22 protein-coding genes and 4 pseudogenes are annotated in these 24,826 nt (G+C 60.3%); 17 read left to right on the forward strand and 9 right to left on the reverse strand.

The window, feature by feature from the left end:
* The first annotated feature begins 8 nt into the window (after positions 1 to 8).
* From ACFSOZ_RS17715 to ACFSOZ_RS17760, 11 genes and pseudogenes are all read left to right on the forward strand, one after another.
* Positions 9 to 2,323, forward strand: a pseudogene (locus ACFSOZ_RS17715) (arsenate reductase (azurin) large subunit).
* A 97-nt stretch (positions 2,324 to 2,420) separates the two neighbouring features.
* Positions 2,421 to 2,771: a c-type cytochrome gene (locus tag ACFSOZ_RS17720; protein ID WP_379100484.1), complete on the forward strand. Its 351-nt coding sequence runs from the start codon at positions 2,421 to 2,423 to the stop codon at positions 2,769 to 2,771.
* 130 nt (positions 2,772 to 2,901) lie between these two features.
* A pseudogene (locus ACFSOZ_RS17725) lies at positions 2,902 to 3,816 on the forward strand (molybdopterin molybdotransferase MoeA); the annotation flags it as partial.
* Positions 3,817 to 3,930: 114 nt separating this feature from the next.
* On the forward strand, positions 3,931 to 4,098 hold the full coding sequence (locus ACFSOZ_RS38745; protein ID WP_446685992.1) for a hypothetical protein: 168 nt from the start codon (positions 3,931 to 3,933) through the stop codon (positions 4,096 to 4,098).
* A gap of 115 nt (positions 4,099 to 4,213) precedes the next feature.
* Positions 4,214 to 4,390, forward strand: a pseudogene (locus ACFSOZ_RS17730) (IS110 family transposase); the annotation flags it as partial.
* A gap of 458 nt (positions 4,391 to 4,848) precedes the next feature.
* Positions 4,849 to 5,094 (forward strand): antitoxin VbhA family protein, encoded by a 246-nt coding sequence (locus tag ACFSOZ_RS17735; RefSeq protein WP_143748890.1) that lies wholly within the window; start codon positions 4,849 to 4,851, stop codon positions 5,092 to 5,094.
* An 89-nt stretch (positions 5,095 to 5,183) separates the two neighbouring features.
* Entirely contained in the window at positions 5,184 to 5,666 is a 483-nt protein-coding gene (locus ACFSOZ_RS17740) for a Fic family protein (protein WP_379100234.1), read from the forward strand.
* Between the two features lie 625 nt (positions 5,667 to 6,291).
* Positions 6,292 to 6,852 (forward strand): DUF1440 domain-containing protein, encoded by a 561-nt coding sequence (locus tag ACFSOZ_RS17745; RefSeq protein ID WP_379100236.1) that lies wholly within the window; start codon positions 6,292 to 6,294, stop codon positions 6,850 to 6,852.
* Between the two features lie 199 nt (positions 6,853 to 7,051).
* Positions 7,052 to 7,696 (forward strand): TetR family transcriptional regulator, encoded by a 645-nt coding sequence (locus tag ACFSOZ_RS17750; RefSeq protein WP_095090318.1) that lies wholly within the window; start codon positions 7,052 to 7,054, stop codon positions 7,694 to 7,696.
* Positions 7,697 to 7,910: 214 nt separating this feature from the next.
* Entirely contained in the window at positions 7,911 to 8,303 is a 393-nt protein-coding gene (locus ACFSOZ_RS17755) for a hypothetical protein (RefSeq protein ID WP_378924455.1), read from the forward strand.
* A gap of 14 nt (positions 8,304 to 8,317) precedes the next feature.
* A complete protein-coding gene (locus ACFSOZ_RS17760; RefSeq protein ID WP_379100237.1) occupies positions 8,318 to 8,539 on the forward strand; it encodes a hypothetical protein in 222 nt (73 codons plus the stop codon).
* 228 nt (positions 8,540 to 8,767) lie between these two features.
* Here the strand turns inward: ACFSOZ_RS17760 and ACFSOZ_RS17765 are convergent, their stop codons facing one another.
* Positions 8,768 to 8,926, reverse strand: coding sequence for a hypothetical protein (locus ACFSOZ_RS17765; RefSeq protein WP_167392296.1), 159 nt, complete (start codon positions 8,924 to 8,926; stop codon positions 8,768 to 8,770).
* Positions 8,927 to 8,987: 61 nt separating this feature from the next.
* Positions 8,988 to 9,221: a hypothetical protein gene (locus ACFSOZ_RS17770; RefSeq protein WP_167392297.1), complete on the reverse strand. Its 234-nt coding sequence runs from the start codon at positions 9,219 to 9,221 to the stop codon at positions 8,988 to 8,990.
* A 1,104-nt stretch (positions 9,222 to 10,325) separates the two neighbouring features.
* On the opposite strand from ACFSOZ_RS17770, the gene istA reads away from it, so the two are divergent.
* The 4 genes from istA (at position 10,326) to ACFSOZ_RS17790 (ending at position 13,881) form a co-directional block, all read left to right on the forward strand.
* On the forward strand, positions 10,326 to 11,825 hold the full coding sequence (gene istA, locus ACFSOZ_RS17775; protein ID WP_379097156.1) for an IS21 family transposase: 1,500 nt from the start codon (positions 10,326 to 10,328) through the stop codon (positions 11,823 to 11,825).
* Positions 11,818 to 12,591: an IS21-like element helper ATPase IstB gene (gene istB / locus ACFSOZ_RS17780; protein WP_095090157.1), complete on the forward strand. Its 774-nt coding sequence runs from the start codon at positions 11,818 to 11,820 to the stop codon at positions 12,589 to 12,591. The genes istA and istB overlap by 8 nt, the downstream gene beginning before the upstream one ends.
* On the forward strand, positions 12,588 to 12,836 hold the full coding sequence (locus ACFSOZ_RS17785; RefSeq protein ID WP_095090155.1) for a hypothetical protein: 249 nt from the start codon (positions 12,588 to 12,590) through the stop codon (positions 12,834 to 12,836). The genes istB and ACFSOZ_RS17785 overlap by 4 nt, the downstream gene beginning before the upstream one ends.
* 148 nt (positions 12,837 to 12,984) lie before the next feature.
* Positions 12,985 to 13,881: a diacylglycerol/lipid kinase family protein gene (locus ACFSOZ_RS17790; protein ID WP_379018057.1), complete on the forward strand. Its 897-nt coding sequence runs from the start codon at positions 12,985 to 12,987 to the stop codon at positions 13,879 to 13,881.
* 156 nt (positions 13,882 to 14,037) lie between these two features.
* Here ACFSOZ_RS17790 and ACFSOZ_RS17795 read toward each other — a convergent pair whose 3' ends face one another.
* On the reverse strand, positions 14,038 to 14,343 hold the full coding sequence (locus ACFSOZ_RS17795; RefSeq protein WP_245330990.1) for a LexA family protein: 306 nt from the start codon (positions 14,341 to 14,343) through the stop codon (positions 14,038 to 14,040).
* 45 nt (positions 14,344 to 14,388) lie between these two features.
* Between ACFSOZ_RS17795 and ACFSOZ_RS17800 the strand changes: the two genes are divergently transcribed.
* Positions 14,389 to 15,513, forward strand: a complete 1,125-nt coding sequence (locus tag ACFSOZ_RS17800) for an IS630 family transposase (RefSeq protein ID WP_379100239.1) — start codon at positions 14,389 to 14,391, stop codon at positions 15,511 to 15,513.
* 127 nt (positions 15,514 to 15,640) lie between these two features.
* The gene (locus ACFSOZ_RS17805) at positions 15,641 to 16,756 is read left to right on the forward strand and encodes an IS110 family RNA-guided transposase (RefSeq protein WP_379100241.1); all 1,116 of its coding nucleotides are present in this window, start codon (positions 15,641 to 15,643) and stop codon (positions 16,754 to 16,756) included.
* Between the two features lie 366 nt (positions 16,757 to 17,122).
* On the opposite strand, the gene ACFSOZ_RS17810 is transcribed toward ACFSOZ_RS17805, so the two are convergent.
* The 6 genes and pseudogenes from ACFSOZ_RS17810 to ACFSOZ_RS17835 all read right to left on the reverse strand — a co-directional run.
* Positions 17,123 to 17,488, reverse strand: coding sequence for a transposase (locus ACFSOZ_RS17810; protein WP_342586889.1), 366 nt, complete (start codon positions 17,486 to 17,488; stop codon positions 17,123 to 17,125).
* Between the two features lie 204 nt (positions 17,489 to 17,692).
* A complete protein-coding gene (locus ACFSOZ_RS17815) occupies positions 17,693 to 19,324 on the reverse strand; it encodes an IS66 family transposase (RefSeq protein WP_379100243.1) in 1,632 nt (543 codons plus the stop codon).
* A 102-nt stretch (positions 19,325 to 19,426) separates the two neighbouring features.
* Positions 19,427 to 21,058 (reverse strand): IS66 family transposase, encoded by a 1,632-nt coding sequence (locus ACFSOZ_RS17820; protein ID WP_379100243.1) that lies wholly within the window; start codon positions 21,056 to 21,058, stop codon positions 19,427 to 19,429.
* A 201-nt stretch (positions 21,059 to 21,259) separates the two neighbouring features.
* A complete protein-coding gene (locus ACFSOZ_RS17825; protein WP_379100245.1) occupies positions 21,260 to 22,594 on the reverse strand; it encodes a type II toxin-antitoxin system HipA family toxin in 1,335 nt (444 codons plus the stop codon).
* Complete coding sequence (locus tag ACFSOZ_RS17830) at positions 22,591 to 22,890, reverse strand: helix-turn-helix domain-containing protein (protein ID WP_245331287.1); 300 nt, start codon at positions 22,888 to 22,890, stop codon at positions 22,591 to 22,593. Before ACFSOZ_RS17830 ends, ACFSOZ_RS17825 begins: the two co-directional genes overlap by 4 nt.
* A 676-nt stretch (positions 22,891 to 23,566) precedes the next feature.
* Positions 23,567 to 24,145 (reverse strand): annotated as a pseudogene (locus tag ACFSOZ_RS17835) (transposase); the annotation flags it as partial.
* Positions 24,146 to 24,826 lie beyond the last annotated feature (681 nt).

The following is a 24,826-nucleotide window of genomic DNA, read 5'->3' on the forward strand; positions in this document are numbered from 1 at the left end:
ATCGGATCATGGCTTACAAACGTCACGTCGCCCGTCTGCCGATCATTCCGGCCGACGCCAAGAAACAAAACGTCACCTGCCATTACTGCATCGTCGGTTGCGGCTACCATGCCTACACTTGGCCGGCGAACAAGCAGGGCGGCACAGCTGCCGCTTCGAACGCTTTCGGGGTCGACCTTCCCAGCAGCAACCTGCCGAGACCGACGCCTGGTATGCAGCCTCGATGTACAACATCGTCAAGCAGGACGGGCAGGACGTGCATATCGTCCTCAAGCCCGATTCCGAGTGCGTGGTGAACTCTGGTCTCGGTTCGGTGCGCGGCGCACGCATGGGCGAACTGCGCTACTCAACCGCCCGTGGCTCGCAGCAGCAGCGGCTGACCAGCCCGATGGTCTGGCGTTACGGGCAGATGCAGCCAACATCGTGGGACGACGCCCTGGACCTCGTGGCAAGGGTCACGGCGGCCGTCATCAAGGATCAAGGTGAGGACGGTCTGTTCATTTCCGTGCTCGATCATGGCGGCTCGGCCGGCGGCTACGAAAATACCTGGGGCACCGGCAAGCTCTATTTTGGTGCGATGAAAATCAAGAACATCCGCAGTTACAACCGGCCGGCCTACAACTCCGAAGTCCATGCCACCCGCGATATGGGTGTCGGCGAGCTCAACAATTGCTACGAGGATGCCGAACTGGCCGATACCATCGTGTCGGTCGGCAACAATCCGCTCGAAACCCAGACCAACTATTTCTTGAACCACTGGATTCCGAACCTGCGCGGAGCTTCCATGGACAAGAAGAAAGCACAGCTGCCGGGTGAATCCCACGCCAGCGGGCGGATCATTTTCGTCGATCCACGGCGGACCGTGTCGATCAACGCCGCCGAAGCCGAGGCCGGCAAGGACAACGTCATGCACCTTGCCATCAATTCCGGCACGGACATGCAGCTCTTCAACGCCTGGCTCACCGAGATCGCCAGCAAAGGCTGGGTCGACAAAGCCTTCATTGACGCCTCCGCGAAAGATTTCGACAAGGCGGCTGCCGCCAACAAGACGTCGCTTGAGGACGCGGCGAAGATCACCGGGCTGACGGTCGACCAGATCAGGCAGTCGGCGGCCTGGATCGCCGAACCCAAGGACGGCAAGCGCCGGCGGACGATGATCGCATACGAGAAGGGCCTCATCTGGGGCAACGAGAATTACCGGACCAACGCGGCGCTGGTGAACGTGGCGCTAGCAACCGGCAATGTCGGTCGCGAGGGTGGGGGATGCGTGCTCATGGGCGGCCACCAGGAAGGCTACGTGCGGCCGTCCGACGCCCATGTCGGCCGCCCGGCCGCCTACGTCGACAAGCTGCTGATCGAAGGCAAGGGCGGGGTCCACCACATCTGGGCCTGCGATCACTACAAGACCACGCTGAACAGCCACCAGTTCAACATGGTCTTCAAGAAACGCACCGACATCGTGAAGGACGCCATGAATGCCGTGCCTTATGGCGACCGCGATGCGATGGTGAAGGCAATCACCGACGCGATCAGGGCCGGTGGGCTATTCTCCGTCGACATCGACATCATCCCATCGAAGATCGGTGCTGCCAGCCACGTCTGGTTGCCGCCGGCCGAATCCGGCGAGATGAACCTCACCTCGATGAACGGCGAGCGTCGGATGCGGCTGGTCGAACGTTACATGGACCCACCCGGCTCCGCCAAACCGGCTTGCCTGATCGCCGCAGGCCTTGCCCAGCATATGGAGAAAGTCATCCGCGAGGGCGGCGACGCCAAATATGCCGACCAGTTCAAGGGCTTCGACTGGAAGACCGAGGAAGACGCGTCCATGGACGGCTACCACCAGAACGCCAAGGGTGGCGAGAACGTCACCTATGAACGATTGAGGGCCATGGGCAACAATGGCTTCCAGGAACCGTCGACCGCGTTCATCAACAACGGCCGCGCCAACCTGGTCTGGCAAAATGCCTTTCTCGACCAGGACAGCGAGTTCGTCACGGATCGGTGGCCGTATCCGTTCATCCAGATCAGCCCCGACGACATGAAGGAGCTTGGGCTAAACAACGGCGCTCTTGTCGAGTTCAACAATGAAAGTGGCTCGACACAGGCGATGGCCTATCCAACGCCAACCGCCAAGAAAGCCGAGACTTTCATGCTGTTCGAGTTCCCGACAGGCGTAGTCGGCAATGTCATCAACGCCGGCACCAACGAACTGATCCTGCCCAACTACAAACAGACCTGGGCCAACATCCGCAAGATCTCGGATGCCCCCGAAAGCGTGAAGCACCTGTCCTTCAAATCCACGGAGTATCAGGCGAGCTAAGTTCGACGCTGCTGCGAGCCGACGCCCGCGGCAGCAACCGTGCCTTCAATCCAAAATGGAGAGTTCCTGCGTGAAACACCTGCTCGTCGGCGCCACTATGATTTTGGCGTTACTGCCGCCGGTCGCCCTGGCCCAGGATATAGAGGCCGGCAAGATGGTCTTCAAAAAATGTGCCGCCTGTCACAACGCTGATACCGATGCGAATAAAGTCGGACCAACCCTGAAAGGCGTGGGTGGGCGAGTAGCCGGGACCGTACCCGGCTATTCCTATTCGAAAGCCATGAAAGATGCGGGCGCGGCCGGTCTTGTCTGGGACGAGCCTAACCTCACGGAATATCTCGCCAATCCCAAGGCGAAAGTGCCGACGAACAAAATGGGGTTTCCTGGCCTCAAGGATCCCGACGACATCAAGAACGTCATCGCTTATCTCAAAAGCCTGTCTGGCTAGACGCCCTTTGGCGGGAGTGGTGCGTGAGCAAACGCAAGGAGGAGCGATCGTGTTTCATGCCGCGAACCGCGTTTTGCCAGCCGACTGCTCCGCAGCGCAGAGCGGCAAAACCATTGCTTTTGAAGCCGCGGTGGCCAAGGCCGTGGCGCTCGCTCACACTGTCCGCTACCGGGAACATCTCTCGCTGGCCGCGTCATTGGGGCGGGTCTGCGCGGTAGCCATTCATTCCCCGATAGCGCTCCCGCCCTTCGATAATTCCGCAATGGACGGGTTTGCGGTGCGAACGTCGGATTTCAACGGGGACGGCCCCTGGACATTTCGGGTGGCAGGCCGGGTAGCAGCTGGCGATGTGCGGGCGCATGACCATCTGGATCCGCGAACGGCGCTTCGTATCTTCACGGGCGCACCCGTGCCGGCGGGGTTCGATGCCGTGGTCATGCAAGAGCAATGCGAACGCTCCAGTGACATGTTGACCGTATTCGAGCGACCGCGACGCGGCCGACATGTCCGCCTCGCCGGCGAGGACGTCGGTGCGGGATCTGAGCTCGTTACGCGGGGCAAGGCTCTGTCTGCCAGGGACTTGACCTTGCTGGCTGCCGTGGGGATCGCTGACGTCGAGGTGCTTCGAAGGATCCGCATTGGGCTTCTGTCGACAGGCTCCGAACTAAGGGAACCGGGCGAGCCCCTCGCGCACGGCCAAATCTATAATTCCAACAGGGTTATGTTGCGCTCGCTGCTGGCGGCATGCCCTTGGGCAGAAGTGGTCGACTTTGGCATTGTGCCGGACAGTCCGGACCGCCTCGCCGATGCGGTCGAGCGGGCGGTCGCCTCCTGTGACGCACTGGTGACGACTGGCGGCGTCTCGGCCGGCGAAGAAGATCATATGATTGCCGCCGCGCTGCAGCACGGTGCCCGCCTCGATGTCCTTAAGGTGGCGATGCGACCAGGCAAGCCGTTGAAGGTTGGGACAATCCAGAGCAAGCTCTTTGCCGGACTACCGGGAAATCCCAATGCGGCGCTGGTCGCTTTCCGGCAAATCATTCTGCCGGCGTTACGCAGATTGGCTGGCCTCACCGAAGTCCAACCGCACTGGTTTTCCGCGGTGGCCGGTTTCACCTGCAAGAAGCGTCAGGGCCGGACCGAGTTTGCGCCTGTCCGCATTTCCGGTCGCTCCGAAACCGGTGAACCTATGCTTGAGCTGATCGAACGTGGATCCTCAGCCAACTTGATGGCAATTGCTTTGGCCGATGGCATTGCCCTCTTTCCGGCTGAAGTCGCCGAAATCACCGACAGCATGCCGCTGCGCTACGAGCCTTTCTCGAACTAGATGCCGTAATGGGCCGGCCTTCGCGAGCATAGCCAGGTTGGGTGGCTGTCCCTCAGAATGATGGTGTTGAAACGGAGTCCGGGCGATCGGCTCCAACATCATGAGAGGAACAGCCATGGAACATTATGCGGGAATCGATGTCTCTCTGGACGAGAGCAGCGTGTGCATTGTTGACGCGACCGGAACGATCATGCGCGAGGTCAAGATCGCCAGCGAGCCGGAGGCGCTGGTCCGCTATTTCGACGAACTGGAATTGTCTGTTAGTCGCATTGGGCTCGAGGCCGGGCCATTACGGCATCTAGGAAGGAATTCGAGGCACTTTTCGAGAGATCGGTCGTCGTGGGTCAAGGTGCTGGAGGAACTCGTCTGGTGGGTGGATCGCCTGAAGGAGGAGGAAGGATCCAGGCGCGTATGGCGGCTTCCAATGGGATTTGACGGTGTGCGAAAGTTCGGCGATCAGCGCCATCACGCACGTCGGAAGGCGGGGCGGCCATGCTGGCGCCGCGGCGGCAAGGCGAGGAACGCCAGACGAGCCGACGCTATCCGAATCCCTATGCGAATCTTCCCAGGATCGTAGCGTTGCCGCCAAAGCGGACCTGGCCATGGCGCTGGCGGCCGAGTGACCGGCGGTTTGGGCGGGCTATTCCGACATCATACCCAAGGCCCGATTTGAAGGAAGCTCCATTTGTTTCCTGCGGCTGAATCGCTTATGTTAAGGGCATGTAGGCACGAAACAGGAAATAACGGTTCATGGGAAAGATTGCCGTCAAAAATCGGTCGATGGACGATAGTCGCCTCAGCGAATCTCTGAACCCAGGGAGCTTCGGCAAGCATAGTCGTCATGAAGACATGAGGCAGATCGCGGCGATATCAGGGTTTGAGGGGTTAACCCCGTCTCCGGCGTTCAAGGCGCTTCGGGAGCGCTACATTTCTGGCGAGATTTCGATCAAGGAGTTCCGGAAGGAGATCGATTCCCGCTGGAAACGGAATGGCTGACCCATATCTCGTTCCAGGCTCTGAAGGGCTCCTTTGAAACGAGATCGGCCTGACAACGATCGAGGAACTTTGGGAAGCCGAGTACCATTATGCCGAAGTGGGGGCAGCGGAGCTGTTCGCTTCGCAGCGAAACATCCAAATCTCCATATCGCACGGTCTTCCTCATCAAGGACAACGAACGGGGCCGATCCCGTTTCTGCGAACCCTCGCGCATCGAGGCCGAAGGGACTCGAGTGCTTGATGGACTCAAGGCTACGCTTCGGCACCTCGATCATGCCCCATTCGAAAAGATCGCCGAGGAATTCGCTGGCGCCTACGTCGACCTCAACCAGGTCCATCCATTCCGTGAAGGCAACGGGCGATCCCAGAAGGTCTTCTTCTCCTTGATCGCGCGCCGTTATGGAATCCAGCTGAACTGGGCTGAGATTTCCCCGGAAGAGCATAACAAGGCCGCCGTCGACGGGTCATTCGGCGAACTTGGCCTGATTTGTCAGCATTTCAGGTCGATCGCCGAACGAAGGTCAGGGAATACGGTCACTCTCTCGTATCCTGTGCGCCAAGAGAACGATTAAGAAACTGATGCCCGGTCAATGTCCAGACCGTTTAGCAAGCAGCAATTACCTGAGACGGAACGAGACTGCCTTCCCCGAATCATGAAGCTGTAGGCAGCTGCATCCAGCCTGTTGACATTAACCAATGTTCCGCCGAATCTCCAGTAGGGAACGATACCTTCCCTATCCAATCACCCAACATCTTGCGGTCCCCTGAGGATAAGCGGTTGAAAAACGTCGCGCTACCAATCTGGTGAACTAACGTATGCCGCTCTTGACCATTCCGAAATCAGTTCGGTCTCAGAAACACCCATAGGGCAGCGTGCATCGGGAGGCGGTTTCATTGAGCTTATCGAAGAGGTGTAAACCAAAGCATGCCGATTTTAGCATCCGAGAATGCTCACTTTCCCAGCGCACAATAGGAACCGGGACTGCAGCGTTGCTAAATAGTAGCGAAGGCTTCGCGAAAGCCTAACCAATAATTGGTGGCTCAACCCGGCCCGTTCTGAAGGGGACGGGGAGGCATTCCTAGCGAATATCGCCGCAAGCCGACCCCGCGAGTTTCAAGTAGGCACGGGAAAATGAGCCCCGTCAGACCATGATCTCAAGCCGTTACGGATATCAACGAAATAAAGGAAGTCCCATCATGCTGGAGCGCCAAATTAATCTCGGCATAATAATTTGGACGACAATCATTGGCGGCTTTTTTAGCTCGCTTGTTAAATGGGGCTCTGAGGTCAATATGCCGCCTCGGATGCCGGGCGAGATCTCTCCTCCGGCAGCGCACATTGATGCGTGGCTCGGGTGGCTTGGAGTTAATTCTCATTCTCTGGATTACGTATACCAGGGAGTAAAAGTACCAGGGGCAGTCGCGCTATATCATTGGTTGTTCAGCTTTATGTTTGCGTTTGTATACGTTTTTGTTTCAGCCTTTTTTCCAAAAATTAGACTCTGGCATGGCGCTCTCTATGGATTGACCATCGCAATTGTCATGCATGGGTTTTTAATTTCCCTACTTGGTTTCAGAAATCCGTCCTACGCCAACGGTGCAACGGGATGGCTGTGGAATCTGAATAGATATGAGTTGTGGAGCGAGATCCTCGGGCACATTTACTGGTCGGTTTCGATCGAAGTCTGTCTGATTGCAGTCCTTGCTCACTTCTCCAGGCCGCTTAAGGGAGCGTGGGTCGACGTAAATAGGGCGTAGCTGCTCCCGCGTTGCGGTCTTAATGCTGCCCTGAGCGAGTGAGCCGTGAAGGGCTTAGCCTTCAGACCGAACTTTGTTCGTCCATACGGGTAGTCACATCACAGCGGGAAAACGCGGTGTTGCATATACATTCATGAATGTATATATGATGAAAGAGCTAGGGATGTATGTAAAAAAGGTACCTCGAAGGAAATGATTTATGAGACGCACTAAGGCCGAGGCCGAGCGGACACGTGAGGCCGTGTTGGCTGCAGCAATCGATGTTTTCCTCGATCGCGGCGTAACCCGTGCTACCCTTGAACAGATCGCTAGTGCGGCAGGGGTAACACGTGGCGCCATCTACTGGCATTTCCACAACAAGCAAGAGATATTCACGGCACTTGAGCGGCGGGCCAACGTGCCAAACGAGGAACTCGGTGAACGGCTCAAGGCCCGCCTCGCCGCCTACCCCGATCTTGATCCGCTGGCCGAATTGGCAGGCGCAATTGGCGACGGACTGCGGTCATTCGAAATCCACCTCGAACGCCCCCGCATTCTAACGATACTATGGCTCCGGTGCGAATATGCCGACGACATGCAGCCGGTTATTGCGCGCCAGCGAGATGCAGACATGGCGCTGCAGAGAATTTTTGAATCCGTCATCGGACAGGCCGCCGCGCGTGGCCTGCTTGCGCCCGCCTTGTCGCCGGAATTGGCGGCGCGCGCGCTCCTTCTACTGTGCAATGGATCGATTCTCGATTGGCTACGCGCGCCCGAAGAGTCCGACCTGACAGCCAGCACCATGCCGGTCGTGACAGGCTTCCTCGACGCTATCAGCGCATCCAAGCGCCCGCGGAGGCCCTGATGGCCTTCGGAAATGCGCCTGACGAGCAGGTCATACGGTTCCCACAACATGGGCCAGTGCCGCCACTGGCGGCTGTGCCCGCAATGCGTTTCGCACCCAGAAAGCGGTCTCGGTGATGCGACGCGTACTAACGAACAGGGAATCCGCCCGAACGATAGGACTTCTATGCAACGGAATGACGGCCCTTCTTGTCCGGTCCACGCGGGTTCTGCTCATGTCGGCGATATTATGCGCGCTGATCGGCTGCGCGACCCGAGGGGAATATGCCTTTCATCCTCTGGCCCTTGCCGCCAGCGATGCCAGCCAAGTGGATATGCTGGTCGCGACGACGCGCAAGCAGTCTGAAAATCTCGGCCAGCTCTATACTGGCGGCCGCGGAGCCGCGATATCGCTCAACAGGATAGTCGTCTCCATTCCTCCGGATCGGAACCCCACGATTGGAAAGGTCCAGTGGCCTTTGTTCATCAAACCCGATCCGGAAAAGGATTTTGCTGTACGCGGTAAGCTGAGAAGCAGGTCTGCTGGGGAGGAGTTCAGCCCATCGAGCAGCCCGACGTTTCGTCTGCTCGACTCGACAATGGACGGGAAGGCGGCAATATTCCTGTAGGTGGGAGAGGATGTATGCGAGATTTGCCACGCGACATAGATGCCGACGTTGTGATTGAAATCAGTCGTCTTCTCGATGACGCCGCGCGCACCGTGGCTGTAGCGATCCACGGTCTTGTCAAACATATCCGGGACGCAACACAAACGCGACTTTCCGATCAGGCGATCGAAGAATTGATTGTTGAAATGGCCTCGACGCGTGGTTTGTCCATGATCTTCGAGAAGCCGGCGGCCTGAGCCTCGCTTCCAGGGTTCAACATCGACCCATTGCAGACGCCTTAGTCGCCGACGCGCATCAAGATTAGCGTGGGGTTCGGCCATTGGCGGCATCGAATTTACCGAAGACGGGGGTGTGAAAATCAAGGGATTCGTGACCTTCACGTGGATGCTTTGCAGTTAAATTGATAATCGGAGCTACCACATTCTCGCAATTAGCTGCCAAACCTAACCGAAACGATCGCCTTCTCACGATTTGCTGCCAAGCGACAGGCGAGGGTCGAATTCGTGAATGATGGCGACCTCGGCGTCGTCGATCTCGTCGCCCGGTAGGACGCGTAATCGCGGGCCGATTGACAGGGTGTCGCAGGAAGTGGTCGGATTCGGGGTGGTCTGACTGCCGTCCATGACGCATTCTGGCCGGCCATTACGGTGTCAGCGCCGCCCTGAAGAAGCGCTTCACTCCCCATTAATCGCGCTGCTCCGCGAGCCAGAATTCGACCGTATCGTCGACGCTGTTGATGGCGGATCGGCTGCCGCGATCCTGAAAGATCTGTGTAGCTTCGGCCTCGCCCAAAACCCAACTGCGAACCTTCGGTACACGGGGCCTGCTTACAGGAGCGACGACGTAATAACCATCCGGTGTTGGCACAAAGGCTTTGATGGCAACGACGACCCTTCCTGAAGCGAGAGCATCGGCCACCGAAACATCCCGCACGACTGCCAGACCTTGGCTCGACGTCGCTGCCTGTATCAGTAGCGCGTCGTCCGCATACGCAGCCGAGTGTGGCTCTCGACACCGGCCGCCTCGTGACCCGGCCCGATCATAGTTCGACACCCGTTTGGGACGGGAAGGTCCTGCTGGCCCATGACGGAAGTATTCTGGCCAATCCGGGGACAGGAACCTTGCAGGGTGCCGTTGCCAGTCCCTGATCGAGAGGATTCGTGATGTAATATCGAAATTGCATGAGACGAGTGTCGATGGCGGTTGAGAACCGCGTATAGATGGCGCCGAGAGGGAATTGATGCGGAATTCGGCTCGGAGTGGTGCTGAATGACGCTGATGATCTGATTTGGTTGGGGATGAGAGCGCGGGATGCGCCGACAGGAGCCCGGAGGGCGACTGAGGCGCATCCCGCGCTGCGTCCGCGCATGCTACATGTGCGGAGCGCCGCAATCAGACATCGACCCACTACCACGTAAACTCGATGTCCTATCCCAACGGCCCGTGTGAGGGGACTTGCAGGTCCCCGGGCACTGATGCCGACTGGTTCACGGTATGCGCCAGCATAATGGCATTGGCGCATTCCGTCGAGCTTTTCCCCGCAATCCCGACGGCGTTCCGAGAGGTTCGCCGCCGCAATGCAAACCGGTCGTTTCTTTCTCTGCGCACGGTGCCGCTCACAGGTCTTGCTTTGCCGGCATTGCGATCGGGGTCAGCGCTTCTGTGGTTCTGACTGCGCCCATGAAGCCCGCCGTGACAGTCTGCGTGCGGCGGGGCTGCGCTACCAGAACACCCGCCGGGGCCGCTTTGCCCACGCCGACCGCTCCCGCCGATATCGCCAGCGCTGCAAAAACAACGTGACGCATCAGTCTCCACCTTGTCTGCCGGATGGTTCACGACTGAACGCGCCCCTGATCGACGGCACCGTCGCACTGGACGACGTCACCGCTGAAGCGGTGCCATCGATCCCTCCGGCTCCGTGCTGCCGGCGCTGCAGTTGTCGGCTGCCGCCGTTCTTTCGCGGCGGCTTCGTGCGTCGCCGAGGGGCCTATGTCCGTCAACACGACTATGGAGACCCAACCGATGACCATATCCGCCGAGAAGGAAGCGATGATCCTGCGCCTGTACCACGTTGAGAGGTGGCGCTGTGGAACGATCGCAACGCAATTGCATTGCCACCATACGACGGTCTTCCGGGTTCTGAAGGAGGCCGGTCTGCCCCGCCACAGGCCGGTGATACGTCCCGCCGAGGTCGACCAGTATCTGCCGTTCGTCCAGCGGACGCTTGAGACATATCCAGACCTGACCGCCAGCCGCCTGTACGGGATGGTGCAGGAGCGCGGCTACAAGGGCTCGTCCTCCCACTTCCGGCATATGATCGCGCTCCACCGTCCGCGCAAGGCTGCGGAAGCGTTCCTGCGTCTGCGCACCCTGCCGGGCGAGCAAGGCCAGGTCGACTGGGCGCATTTTGGTCACATCGAAATCGGCAAGGCTCGCCGCCCGCTGATGGCCTTCGTCATGGTGTTGTCCTACTCGCGCGACATCTATCTGCGCTTCTTTCTTGATGCCCGCATGGAAAACTTCCTGCGCGGCCACGCCGGTGCGTTCAACGCCTGGAATGGTTTGCCCAGGGTGCTGCTCTATGACAACCTTAAGAGCGCTGTGCTTGAGCGTCACGGCGATGCCATCCGGTTCCATCCGACACTTCTGGCCTTCGCGGGCCATTATCGCTTCGAGCCCCGTCCCGTCGCCGTGGCGCGGGGCAACGAAAAGGGCCGCGTCGAGCGCGCCATTCGCCACATCCGGGAAGCCTTCTTCATCGCCCGCAAGTTCAAGGACCTCGACGATCTGAATGCCCAGGCCGAACAATGGTGCCGCAACCAGGCCGCCGACCGGCCATGCCCCGAGGACCGGACGATGACGGTTCGTCAGGTGTTTGCGCAGGAGCAGCCCATGCTTCTGCCATTGCCCACCAACCCGTACCCCATCGAGGAGCAGATCGCCGCGAAGGTCGGAAAGACACCCTATGTCCGCTTCGACCTGAACGATTACTCGGTTCCCCATACTCATGTCCGGCGCACGCTCACCGTGCGCGCCGATCTCGCCCAGGTCCGGATATTCGATGCCGCCACGATGATCGCCAGCCACCGCCGCAGCTACGACCGGGGCCAGCAGATCGAAGACCCCCGGCACCTCAAGGCGCTCGTCGCCGTCAAGCGCGAAGCGCGCCAGCATCGGGGCCTCAACAGTTTGACGCGCGCCGTGCCGGCCTGCCAGAAACTGATGATCCACGCCGCCGAGCGCGGCGCCAATATCGGCGCGATCACCAATGCCATGCTCAAACTGCTCGACCTCTACGGCGCCACCGAACTCCAGGCCGCCGTCGAAGATGCCTTGCAGGCCGGGGCCTCTCATTCGAGATCGGTTCACGTCGCGCTCGAACGCCGCCGGATCGCGCGTGGCGCTCCACCGCCGGTCGAAACAAGGCTGCCGGAGCATGTCCGCAAAAAGGATACGGTCGTACAGCCCCACAAGCTCGACCGTTACGATCAACTCACTTGCGCAGGCAACGACGATGAATAATCCCGGCATCCTGTTCAACCGCGCCAGGGCGCTGCGCCTCAATGGCCTGATCGCCCACTGGGACGAAATCGCCGACGCGCCGTGGCTGGCCGCCGTGCTTCAATGGGAGGAAGAAGAGCGCTCCGACCGCTCATTGCGGCGACGCATGCGCGCCGCCAGGCTTGGCCACTTCAGGCAACTGGCCGATTACGACTGGAAATGGCCGCGTCGTATCGATCGCGCCGCCATCGAGGAACTGATGACGCTGTCCTTCGTCAAGGAGGCCGCCAACATCGTCCTTATTGGCCCTAACGGCGTCGGCAAGTCCACGCTCGCTCTTAACGTCGCCTACCAGGCGCTGGTCGCCGGCCATTCGGTCCTCTTCCGCACCGCCAGCGAAATGCTCGGCGAGCTCGCCGCCATCGACAGCGATTCCATGCTCCGCCGAAAGCTGCAGTACTATGCGGCGCCCGATATCCTGGTCATCGACGAGGTCGGATATCTCTCCTATTCCAACCGTCATGCCGATCTGCTGTTCGATCTCATCAGCCGCCGATACGAGAAACGCTCGACCATCGTCACCACCAACAAGCCCTTCGCGCAATGGTCGGAGGTCTTCCCCAATGCCGCCTGCGTCGTCAGTCTGGTCGATCGCCTTTTGCACCATTGTGAGGTCATTCCCATCGAAGGCGATTCTTACCGCTTCAAGGAAGCCTCCGAGCGCTCGAAGGCGCAGCGTCAACAACGCACCAGCCACCCCGCTGACGAAAAGGAGCCTGCAGCATGACCGGAAATCCTCATCAGCCGTCCGGTCTCGGGCGTGGAATCCAGTTCATCGTCAATGCCGAATGGACACCCGAGCAAGCAGCCGCCGTCTTCGAACTCCTCGACGATCTGCGAGACTGCATCTGGAGCCGTTACGCTCCCCACATCCAGCAGTTTGTCCGTCACCAACAAGCCCCTGACGATCAGCACCCTTCCAGCGACGAGCAGACAGGGCAAAAGCCCCATCCTCTCGATCCCTCCTGGTAAAAAATACAAAGCGGCCCCATCGGGCCAAGCGGCCCCATCGGGCCGCTTTCTCCTCCACAATCCTCGGCACCATTTGTCCGCGCTTTCTCGCAGCCGTTAACAGACGAGCAGGCGATACCAGTTTCACTCCTTCGCAAGTGGCGCGCACATGACAGTTCTGGTCCTCCTCAATGCAAGCGCCGGCACAATCCAGCGCGCTGACTACGATGTCGAAGCATTCGTCCGAAGCGGGCTTCAGGCGCGCGGATTGGAAGCCGAGGTGCGAATGGCGGGCGGGAGCCAGATCGCGGAGATGGCCCACAGCTTCGTCTGGGCGAAATCACCCGGCGACAAACCAAGGACGCTTGTGATCGGCGGCGGCGATGGCACCCTCGGTTGCGCGGCTTCGGCGGTCGCGGGAACGGATGTCGTCCTGGGCGTTCTGCCGCTCGGTACCCTCAATCATTTCGCCAGGGATCTTGGTTTGTCGAATGATCTGGGGGCGGCCATGGATACAATCACCGCGGACCATGTGAAACAGATCGACGTTGCGGAGGTGAACGGCCGGGTATTCCTCAACAACTCATCCATCGGCATCTATCCGTTTCTTGTCGCCGAACGGACCGCCGAGCAGAAGCGGCTGGGGGTCGGAAAGCTTGCCGCGCTCGGCCCGGCGCTTATCCGCACGCTCAAGGTTTCATCGTGGAAGAGGGTCAGGATTTCTATCGGCAACGAGCGAAGCCAGAAGACGCTTTGTGTGTTCGTTGGCAACAATTTCTACGATCTGCGCGAGCTCGGCCACCGCGGCAGTCTTACGTCCGGTGAGCTGTGCGCCTACGTCGTGAAGGCGCAGTCCTGGCTGGGGCTCGCGCTGCTGCCGTTCAAGGCCGCGCTCGGGCTGATCGACCCAGTCCGCGATGTCGAACTCTTCCGGGTTCAAAGTCTGGAGGTCAAAGCGCGCCGACGACACCTGCGCATTGCGATGGACGGCGAGACCGTCGAGGCAATACCACCGTTGCATTATCGGATACGGCCGCGGTCATTGCGCGTTCTCGCGCCGCCATGAAAAACGCCGCACCTCTTTGACGAATTGAAGCGTGCCGACAGCCGCCCTCCTGTCCTGAAAATCGAGCCTGGAGCCAATTCGGACTTTAATCTGATGGAACATAGCAACCCAAAAATGATGCGGCATCTGGGGTTAGGCTTGCTGGCGACAGCCCTGCTAGTACCTCTGCACAGAGGTTATGACGGGTTGAACCGGCTGAAGTTTGGGTAGGATGTCGTGGTCGACGAGCAGTTGGATGCTGCGCGCGACACCTGGTTGCCTGCGGATGAGGCCGGAGCGTTCGAGGGTTAGCACCATCTGGTGGACGGACGGCGGGGTGACGCCGAAATAGCGTTGCATGTCGCGTTCGGCCGGCGGCTGGCGGTTGATCTGCATATAAGCCCAGATGAAGGCGAGGTACTGGCCCTGTTTTTCGGTGAAGCTGGGACCCGCAGGCGTTTGCCCGTCAAGTAATTGATTCAATTTTCGATTCATCCGGAACCCTTGGCAACCGAGGAGGCTTTCTGGATGAATCTACGCTATCGTGTCGATCTCGACCAACCCGAACGCGATGAACTCACAGCGATGCTGGCAGGCGGCAAGCAGCCGGCTCGCAAGCTCAAGCGGGCGCAGATCCTGCTCGCCGTCGACGCGGGCTTGGGTGACGAGGCCATTGCCGCGACGGTGGTGGTCGGCGGCTCCACTGTCTATCGCACCAAGCGCCGCTTCGTGGAGATGGGTCTGGAGGCGGCGCTCAGCGAAGAGCCACGCGCAGGCGCGCAACGCAAGCTGACGGGCAAGGAAGAAGCCCTGCTGGTGGCCACCGCCTGTTCCAGTCCGCCGCCGGGCCGCGCCCGCTGGACCCTGGAACTGCTGGCCGGTGAGTTCGTCAAGCTGACCGATCACCAGGAACTGTCGCGCGAGACGGTGCGCCGACGCTTGGCAGACAACGATCTCAAGCCCTGGCGCAAGGACATGTGGTGCATCCCCAAGGTCGACGCCGAGTATGTCGCGCGCATGGAGGACGTGCTCGACCTCTATGCCGAGGCACCGGACCCGAAGCGACCGGTGGTGTGCTTCGACGAAAGCCCGACCCAACTCATCGGCGAGGTGCGACAGCCGATCCCGGCCGAACCGGGCCGGCTTGAGCGGTATGACTGCGAGCACAAGCGCAACGGCACCGCCAACCTGTTCGTCTTCCTCGACGCACACCGCTCCTGGCGCAAAGTCAAGGTCACCGAGCGGCGCGCCGCGGAAGACTTTGCCCATTGCATGCGCGACCTCGTCGATATCCATTACCCGCAGGCCGAACGCGTCAGGGTGGTGCTCGACAATCTGTCAACCCACTCGGCCGCCGCGCTCTACCAGGCTCTGCCTGCTTCAGAGGCGCGACGCGTCCTTCGACGGCTGGAATTCCACTACACGCCCAAACACGCCAGCTGGCTCAACATGGTCGAGATCGAAATCGGCGTCCTGCGCGGCCAGTGCCTCGATCGTCGCATCAATAGCTATGATCGCCTCGTCGCGGAGACCGCTGCCTGGGAGCACCTGCCAAACACCAGTGGCGCTCGCATCAACTGGATGTTCTCTACCGAAAACGCACGCCTTAAGATGGCCAAAGCCTATCCCAAGCCGACTTCCAAAGAGTCATAACCTCTGTGCAGAGGTACTAGTCCCTATGATTGCTGGGCCTGAGGGCGGCCCGTCATCCGATATGCAACGGTACGAGGGTTAAGCCGGCTGGGCCGGCACAGAGCCTCATGCATAGGAGACGGGCCACATGGAACATACCCGATTTGTCGGTTTGGATATTCACAAAGAACGGATTTCAATCGCGGTGGCGGAGAACGGGCGCTCCGGCTCGGTGGAATATCTTGGCGAGATTGCGAATGACCCTGATGCCATCAGCAAGCTGTGCGATCGTCTGGGGAAGTCCGGTAAACCGCTGGTGTTTTGCTATGAGGCCGGACCGTGCGGCTATGGCGTTCATCGCCAACTCACGCGCCTCGGCCACCGGTGCGACGTGGTGGCGCCGTCACTGATTCCGAAGAAGCCCGGTGATCGCGTGAAGACGAACCGTCGCGATGCGACCATGCTCGCCCGCCTCCACCGGGCCGGAGAGCTGACGCCAGTCTGGGTGCCCGATGCCGATCATGAAGCCATGCGCGACATGATCCGGCTGCGCAGCGTGGTTCGACAAGTGGTGACGCGAGCGCGCCAACATCTTCAAGGATTTCTGCTGCGACACGGGCGCAAGCATGAGCGGGGGACCGCCTGGCGAATGGCTTTCCGGCGATGGCTTTCGACTTTGGCTTTCGAACATCCCGCTCAGCAGATCGCATTTCAGGATTACGTCGATGCCGTCATGGATGCGGAACGGCGCCTGCAGCAGGTCGAGGGACAGATACTCAGCCTTCTCCCGGAATGGAACCAGCGCCCGGTTGTTGACGCCTTGCAGGCAATGCGGGGTATCGCGCTGATCAATGCCGTGGTGCTGGTCGCGGAAGTCGGTGACTTCACGCGTTTCTCGAACCCGCGCCAGCTCATGGCCTATTTCGGCTTGGTCCCGGGCGAGCGATCGAGCGGCGAAACCATCCGGCGCTGCGGCATCACCAAGACCGGCAACACCCATGCCCGACGCGCGCTGGTCGAAGGCGCCTGGGCTTACCGGATGAGACCGCGCATCGGCCGTCACAAGGTCGATCGAATCGAGGCGCTGCCAAAGGTCGTTCGCGACATCGGATGGAAAGCGCAGGTTCGACTGTGCACCCGATATCGTCGGCTCAGCGCGCGCGGCAAGAACGCCAACGTCGTCAATGTCGCCATCGCACGCGAGATGGTGGGCTTCATCTGGTCGATCGCCTGCACGGTTCAATCGACCCCAAAGGCGGCATGACATCAACTTGACAGACAGCCCAGGAGAGGAGATCGCAACACCCAACATCAGCCTCGGCGCGATATGCGGTGCTGGAGGCGGGACAATGCCGGGGAGCCCTCGTCTCCACTATGAGCCTTGACGCTCGCCACCTAGACAGAGGCAGCCCCAAACGAAACAAGGTCATGCGGCTCGACCCGCGGATGAGAGATTGTTGACCGACGTTCAAGTCCCGCCTCTTGCACCTCATATCCGCCGTACAAGTACCTCGGCCGCCGATCGGATCCGGCGGGCTGCAACCTATGCCAAAGGCTATTGTCAGCAATCATGAGAGTGGCATTGATCACATCGGAGCGGATCCAGACGTGGGCGGGCAGGGGCACCGTCTCACTCGGCGTCGACAAGCTGCAATCTCGTCGCGATGTACTTAGCCCACTTGCGCCAACGCGGACAGATGAACATTGACCCGCCAAGCGCCGTTTTCGGTCGACGTAGGCGCGGGACCGGCACCCCGACAGCGACCACACCCATTTCAATGAAGGCGATTGGTGGGGTCTCGGATCGGTCACCCGATCTCCGTTCCCGGGTTTGCTTCATCCAGATGTGCAAGTGGTTCGCGTTCATGTCGTGACGCCGCGCGACAACCGCCACCGGATCACCGGACTCCTGCACCTCGCGCATGATCGCCAGCTTCTGCTCGACCGTCCAGGAGCGGCGCGTCCGCTGTCGGCCCGCATCCGTCGGCAGCGGCAGAGCCGCCGGCGTGCTCGCTCAATCACAGGAATGTGAACGAGGCGCGCATGTGTATGGCAGAATACTCGGTCGCCGAAGTCCTGCGGCTCAGCGCCGCCGGCATCAGCGGAGGGACAGCGACGAAATGAATGAGCCGGTTACGCCAAAGTTACATGGAAGGAGACACCCTGATTTTGCTCGTAACCGGGGCAGATTTCCGGGCGATCAGGCTGGAGCGGCTTGGCTGACGAGATCGGGAAGCGGCAGAACGGCGGTTTGTGTGGGGATACCAAGGCGGTCGCCGAGGTAGGCGAAGAAGGAGACGCCGAGCTTGGTGCAGGTCTTCATCAGGCCGAGCAGGACATCGCGGGCATCTCTGCCTGCGTCACTGACGGTCCCGCCGGAGATCTTGCGTTTTATAACCACGGCGCGAATGTCGTTTTCCGAACCGTTGGTGTGGAGTGGGATCTCGGGGCGATCGAGAACGCGCAGGAGTTCATGCTTGCGGCGGTGAAGCCGGGTGAGCAGCCTGTCGAGCATGACGTAGCCGGTTCGTCGTTTGAACAGGCGGTCGAAGCGGGCACGCAAGGCCGCCGCGCGGCGCGGACAAGGTGACCGCTGATAGCTCTTCAGGTCGTGATAGAACCACCAGATCAACTGGCGCATGACGTCAACGGCCTGGCGCTGGTCTGGCGTCATCGGCACCAATTTGTGGACGAGCCGCTCGGCGTGGACCCAACACAGAGCATGGTCGGCGATGCGGAACTGGCCGGCGTCATCGGAGACGATAACGGCGTCGGCAAGAAAGCCATGATGGCGGATCGCCCCCCACATCGCCCCCTCAGTGGCAATCTTGACCGGGTTCGGCTCAACCGCAAGCTGGTCGAGGCCCAGTGCTGCCAGATGCGCCTGCCAGGCGGCGCTGTCGGCAAACACCTTTTGCGGGAAAGCCGCCAGCCGGTCGATCACCGGACCAGCGAGGTTGCGGCCGCGCATATAGGCCAACGCCTCGTCATTGATGACGTAATCGCCGTGCCCGGCGCGCAGCGTTGCCAGGAACGCCCCCCGTGACTTCGATCGCCCGGTGCGGAACGCGGTGAAGCGGTCATCGCCGATCTGAGCGGTGTAGCCGTCCTGGTTGGCGTGGCGCGCCGACGTATCATCGACCGTGATCCAGCGCGCCGTGGCAAGTCCGGTGCGCAACACGTCACGATCCTCTGCAACGAAGACCTCGAGGCCCTCCGAAATCAGCCGCACCACCTGACGCTTCGAGATGTCGACGCCAATGCCCGTCAAGAGTGCGGTTAATCGCTCCGTCGTCACTTGGCCCTGAATATGGCAGGCCAGGATGAAGCGGCGCAGGTTCGCGCCCCAGCCGCCGACAATCCCCGACGGCAGTGGCGCCACGATCGTCTCGCCGCTCGGGCTCACCCAGCGTTCGCGCCGGTAGCGCACCACCTCGGCCGACAACACCAGATCGCGCACCAGGATCGTCTCATACCCCTTGAAGCGGGAGCCCGCAGGGGAGCTCACCGCAACCGTCACCTCGCGGCTCACACGAGCGCTGTCGCGCTTGGCGCCGCGCCGCCGACGCTTGCCCTTGGCCGCTTTCGCCCCCGTCGCCTTCTCCATCCCCGACGGTTTGGACGGCTTGATTGGCGGCCGCGGAGGCAGGTCCTTCAGACGCTTAATCTCGTCCTTCAGGCTCTGGTTGTCGGCGCGCAGCGCCTGGTTCTCCATCTGCAGGCTCTCGACCTGTCCGTGAAGACCCCGCACTTCGCCGAGCAGCGTCCCAACCAGCCCGCGGAGTTCCGCCAGCGACAGGCCTTCAAGCGAATCATTCGGCGGCAGAGTCACGCAAAGGGTGAATCACAAACCCGCCCCCCTGCAAACCCCACCTCCGCCCGGAAATCTGCCCCGGTTACATTTTGCTCGTAACCGGGGCAGATTTCCGGGCGATCAGGCTGGAGCGGCTTGGCTGACGAGATCGGGAAGCGGCAGAACGGCGGTTTGTGTGGGGATACCAAGGCGGTCGCCGAGGTAGGCGAAGAAGGAGACGCCGAGCTTGGTGCAGGTCTTCATCAGGCCGAGCAGGACATCGCGGGCATCTCTGCCTGCGTCACTGACGGTCCCGCCGGAGATCTTGCGTTTTATAACCACGGCGCGAATGTCGTTTTCCGAACCGTTGGTGTGGAGTGGGATCTCGGGGCGATCGAGAACGCGCAGGAGTTCATGCTTGCGGCGGTGAAGCCGGGTGAGCAGCCTGTCGAGCATGACGTAGCCGGTTCGTCGTTTGAACAGGCGGTCGAAGCGGGCACGCAAGGCCGCCGCGCGGCGCGGACAAGGTGACCGCTGATAGCTCTTCAGGTCGTGATAGAACCACCAGATCAACTGGCGCATGACGTCAACGGCCTGGCGCTGGTCTGGCGTCATCGGCACCAATTTGTGGACGAGCCGCTCGGCGTGGACCCAACACAGAGCATGGTCGGCGATGCGGAACTGGCCGGCGTCATCGGAGACGATAACGGCGTCGGCAAGAAAGCCATGATGGCGGATCGCCCCCCACATCGCCCCCTCAGTGGCAATCTTGACCGGGTTCGGCTCAACCGCAAGCTGGTCGAGGCCCAGTGCTGCCAGATGCGCCTGCCAGGCGGCGCTGTCGGCAAACACCTTTTGCGGGAAAGCCGCCAGCCGGTCGATCACCGGACCAGCGAGGTTGCGGCCGCGCATATAGGCCAACGCCTCGTCATTGATGACGTAATCGCCGTGCCCGGCGCGCAGCGTTGCCAGGAACGCCCCCCGTGACTTCGATCGCCCGGTGCGGAACGCGGTGAAGCGGTCATCGCCGATCTGAGCGGTGTAGCCGTCCTGGTTGGCGTGGCGCGCCGACGTATCATCGACCGTGATCCAGCGCGCCGTGGCAAGTCCGGTGCGCAACACGTCACGATCCTCTGCAACGAAGACCTCGAGGCCCTCCGAAATCAGCCGCACCACCTGACGCTTCGAGATGTCGACGCCAATGCCCGTCAAGAGTGCGGTTAATCGCTCCGTCGTCACTTGGCCCTGAATATGGCAGGCCAGGATGAAGCGGCGCAGGTTCGCGCCCCAGCCGCCGACAATCCCCGACGGCAGTGGCGCCACGATCGTCTCGCCGCTCGGGCTCACCCAGCGTTCGCGCCGGTAGCGCACCACCTCGGCCGACAACACCAGATCGCGCACCAGGATCGTCTCATACCCCTTGAAGCGGGAGCCCGCAGGGGAGCTCACCGCAACCGTCACCTCGCGGCTCACACGAGCGCTGTCGCGCTTGGCGCCGCGCCGCCGACGCTTGCCCTTGGCCGCTTTCGCCCCCGTCGCCTTCTCCATCCCCGACGGTTTGGACGGCTTGATTGGCGGCCGCGGAGGCAGGTCCTTCAGACGCTTAATCTCGTCCTTCAGGCTCTGGTTGTCGGCGCGCAGCGCCTGGTTCTCCATCTGCAGGCTCTCGACCTGTCCGTGAAGACCCCGCACTTCGCCGAGCAGCGTCCCAACCAGCCCGCGGAGTTCCGCCAGCGACAGGCCTTCAAGCGAATCATTCGGCGGCAGAGTCACGCAAAGGGTGAATCACAAACCCGCCCCCCTGCAAACCCCACCTCCGCCCGGAAATCTGCCCCGGTTACATTTTGCTCCATGTAACTGATTGAAAAATATGGTGGGGCGATACCAAGGTTCGAACTTGTGACCCCTACAATGTCAAACACTCAAGACGGGCCTTCAGGACATCAACGGCGGCGGCCACGGGGAGTGTACCCATCATCGCTTGCGCGTTTTCTTTCGTGTCGACACGGGCTCGGAACCAGCAAGATTGTCACCGGATGTATCGTGATGTTTCGCCTGTTCAGGTTGAGGCCTCCGTCCATTCAGGATCAGATCAAGTTCATTGGTTCGTGCTCTGGATATACCTGCTTCGTCCGCGAACAGTGGCCAGCGATCGACCGCAGATCGGATGCGTTCAATCACGTTCAACGCTTCCTGCTCGGAAATGGAAGCGCCATTAGCGACGGCAAGCAAATGCTGCCGCCCTGGATTCAATCCCTCCCCTGCAATCGATGCGCTATGCTGTCCTCCCGGGCCTGCCGAGAAGGTCAGATCGTACGCCGGAGAGAGTTTCCACCGCCCATCCGATCCCATCAGGAAAGAATGGTTCTTCGAATGGTCATCTCGGTTCCGTGCATACACATTGAAAACCATGTGACCGAACATGCGGAGGACCTCCGCGCTGTCTCTAGTCATCATGTACGTCAGTTTGTGAAGCGAACCGTAGTCAAGTGATGCCTGTCGATGGTCGGCATAAAGAAGACCGCTCGCAGTATGCATATGTAGTCGTCCATGCGATGTGCGGTCAAATCGCTTGGTCGCGAAAAGACGATTTCCTTTTTTTGTCTGCAGCACCCGCGTATCAGCCATCTCCAACCCGGCGGCACGGGCCATGAGCGCATAAGCTTGCTCCTCGACACCGATATCTATTGGGTCGTCGGAGCTACGCGATTTGACCATCCAGCGTTCGAGACCAAGCTTCAATTGATGGCCGTAATCGATCACAAAGGTATTCTGATCCGGGTTCAAGCCGATCATGATCTTGGGACGCGCGCCTGCGGAGCCGCCCTGAGCTCCCTGCAGTGCGTCAATCTCGGCAGTGTCCATCTCCTTTTGCACAAGCTCAACCTGCTCAACGAACCAGTCCAAGTCGCCTGCACCATGCTTGTCATCGGGAAGTTCAGGAACGAAAGCCAATGCTCCCATTCCGGAAGTTCCCACAGCAGAAAGGCGGTCCAAAGCCGTAAGCGTATGGTAGTCCACCCCCGCTTTTTGAAGGCAGCGATCCAGCAATAGGCGTCCCCATCCATCTGGAAGGCTGTCGTTAAAGAGCCCATGCAGCCCATTGAACGGTTCATGCTGAGCTGGAAGAAGACCTCCCTTCAATCCGAGATGGAACGGTGAAATTAGCAGTGGTGCGGTTATGAATTCGGCTGCGTACTCAAAGTAAGCTCGGCGTTCCTCGGAACTCCAGGCAAGCGTTCCCAGATCTCGTTGGGAACCCTCGAGATCGAGAATCACCTTCACTTTTCTGATTGGCCTGAACTTCATTTCTTGCGGACTCTCATCCTAGCCGGATGCCCGACGACATCTTCAAGTGTCTTTGGAGGTCGTGAAGGAAACAAGCTTTCAAATTCAGCTTCTGCCTCCAAAGCGAATGCGAGCTTTACGACAGCTTCAAAGGACGCCCTGCCGGTCTCTTCAAAAACTCGCAGGGAGCCGTAGGAAACTCCAGCCTTGGAAGCCAGCTCTCGTTGGGTAAAATTGGCATCAATCCGTCGTCGCTTCATCCGTGTTGCGACACCTTCAATGATTTCCTTCGGCGATGTCATTTTAAATGTTATCATGATAGCACTTATATCCATAATTCTAATTTAAGTGCAATAATAATAGCAATTATCAAAGATGTCAAGTTTGCTCGTCCCGATCCCGTCCGGAGGTTTGGAAATACGCGGCTCAGTCGCCGTCCAAACCGAGGAGGGGCTGAGCTATGGCGATGTCCGAAAACGAACCGAAAGGCAGCATTTCCTGCTGTCGCCGGGATGCCGACACTCACCGTCATGGACTTGGCGAAGGTCCGGGAGGAGACGGCGTACAAATGGTTCAAGCGCATGTGCTGGCCGGAGACCGACGGCGAGCGGTACTGTCCGCAATGCGGGACCCCCTGCGCTGCCACTTGATGAGCCACGGCCGTTACAGGTGCTCCGACTCGGCCTCGATACGCGTGAAAATGCCGTCACGATCTGAAAGCGCGAAGGCCAACCAGACGAGCCTCACGATTTCAGGTCGCCTGCCCTGCGCCGCTGGCGCCAGGGACTCCGAGAGCATCGATCTGGTACACATGCTACTAGCCCGCTTGATGCACGGCGATCGGCTTTCGGCGGCCTGCATGGCGAGCTGGCCGCCCTCGGAGTGCATTTTGACAAGCCTCGTCGGGCGCCGGCGATGATCCGTCGTGATGGAAGGCGGGGGTTTGCGGGTTGAGTTCGGCGGGTTTGTTTCGGGACGTCTGCGCCCCATCGTTTATGTCGCGAGTTGCAGGATGCGGCTGAGGACGATGCGCAGAATACACTGGTCGGGGCAGGATGTCGGCAGGTGCAGACGGATCTGGGTTTTCATCTCGACTACGCGGGCGGCGATCTTGATGAGGCGCAATCGCAGCGTGTCGAATTGGGCGACGGCAAAGCTCGAGCGTTTCGGCATCGCAGCGCGCAGGCCCCACATCAGCCAGTAGGCGCCGGCATGCAGGAATAGCCGGAACTGGTTGGCCGTCGCTCTTGTGCAGGAGGTGCGGTCGGCGGCGAGATGCGTCTTCCACGACTTGATGTGGTTCTCGGCAGCGCCGCGCCGGCAGTAGACATCCTCGTAGAGCGCCTTGGCCTTGCCACTTGCAAGGTTGGTGACGATGAAGCGGGTATCGGCACCTTGGGCGCCGACCTCGACGCGGGCGATGATGCGCTCGACGCGGCTCCAACTGGCGGCGCCGTCAAAAAACTCCTTGAAGCGGCGGACCTTGTTCGTCTTCGATGCTTCAAAGCGCGCCATCGTGCTGCTCTCCAGGTCCGCGACATGCTTGCGCATCTGCCGGTTGGGGTTCCCGAGAGCACGGGGCACCACTTATCGTTCATATCGAGCTGCAGATCGACGCCGGGGACCAGCCGAGCCTCGAAGTTCTTTCCCGAAAGCGAAAGCAATCTGGCTAGGTCGCCGCCGACCCCGGCCTGACCGCTGACAAACAGCGGCTGTTCGACGTGAACGCCATTGCCCGCCTGGGCCACGACAAGAGGGCCATCAGTTTTGATATCAGCGTGCCAATGATAGTCGGCACATTGGTTCGTAGTGCCAATGCTCGGAGCGGTAATATCTGGTACCTCGGCGCAAACACGCACGCCGACAACCCAGCGACATTCGGTATGATGGTCCAAATGCCCCCCTTCAATGTGAGGAATGCCGACACATCCGATGTGACCATCTCCATGCACTGGAACGGATTGCGGTATCTTCGATTGCGCCGCTCCCACTAACGTCTCGTACGGGATTTGTGCCACCAGCGTGAGAACGCTGTCCGACGTTAGAGCCGGCGGCACATCGGCAGTGCCACCATGGGGCGGCGCCTGGAAGAGATTTTTTTCGCAGCCCGACACGCTAAGTAAAATGAGAAGGACCGGAACGAACCGGCGGGTTGCGACAGCTAAGTAAGCGACACGCAACTTCATGCCAGGTCTGGTACGCGATGCCATGGACGTCTCCCCCAAGAATGCTTTGCACCTGCTGAAGCGGCGT

This window comes from Mesorhizobium newzealandense, assembly GCF_042682145.1.
GTDB classification, from domain to species: Bacteria; Pseudomonadota; Alphaproteobacteria; order Rhizobiales; family Rhizobiaceae; genus Mesorhizobium; species Mesorhizobium newzealandense.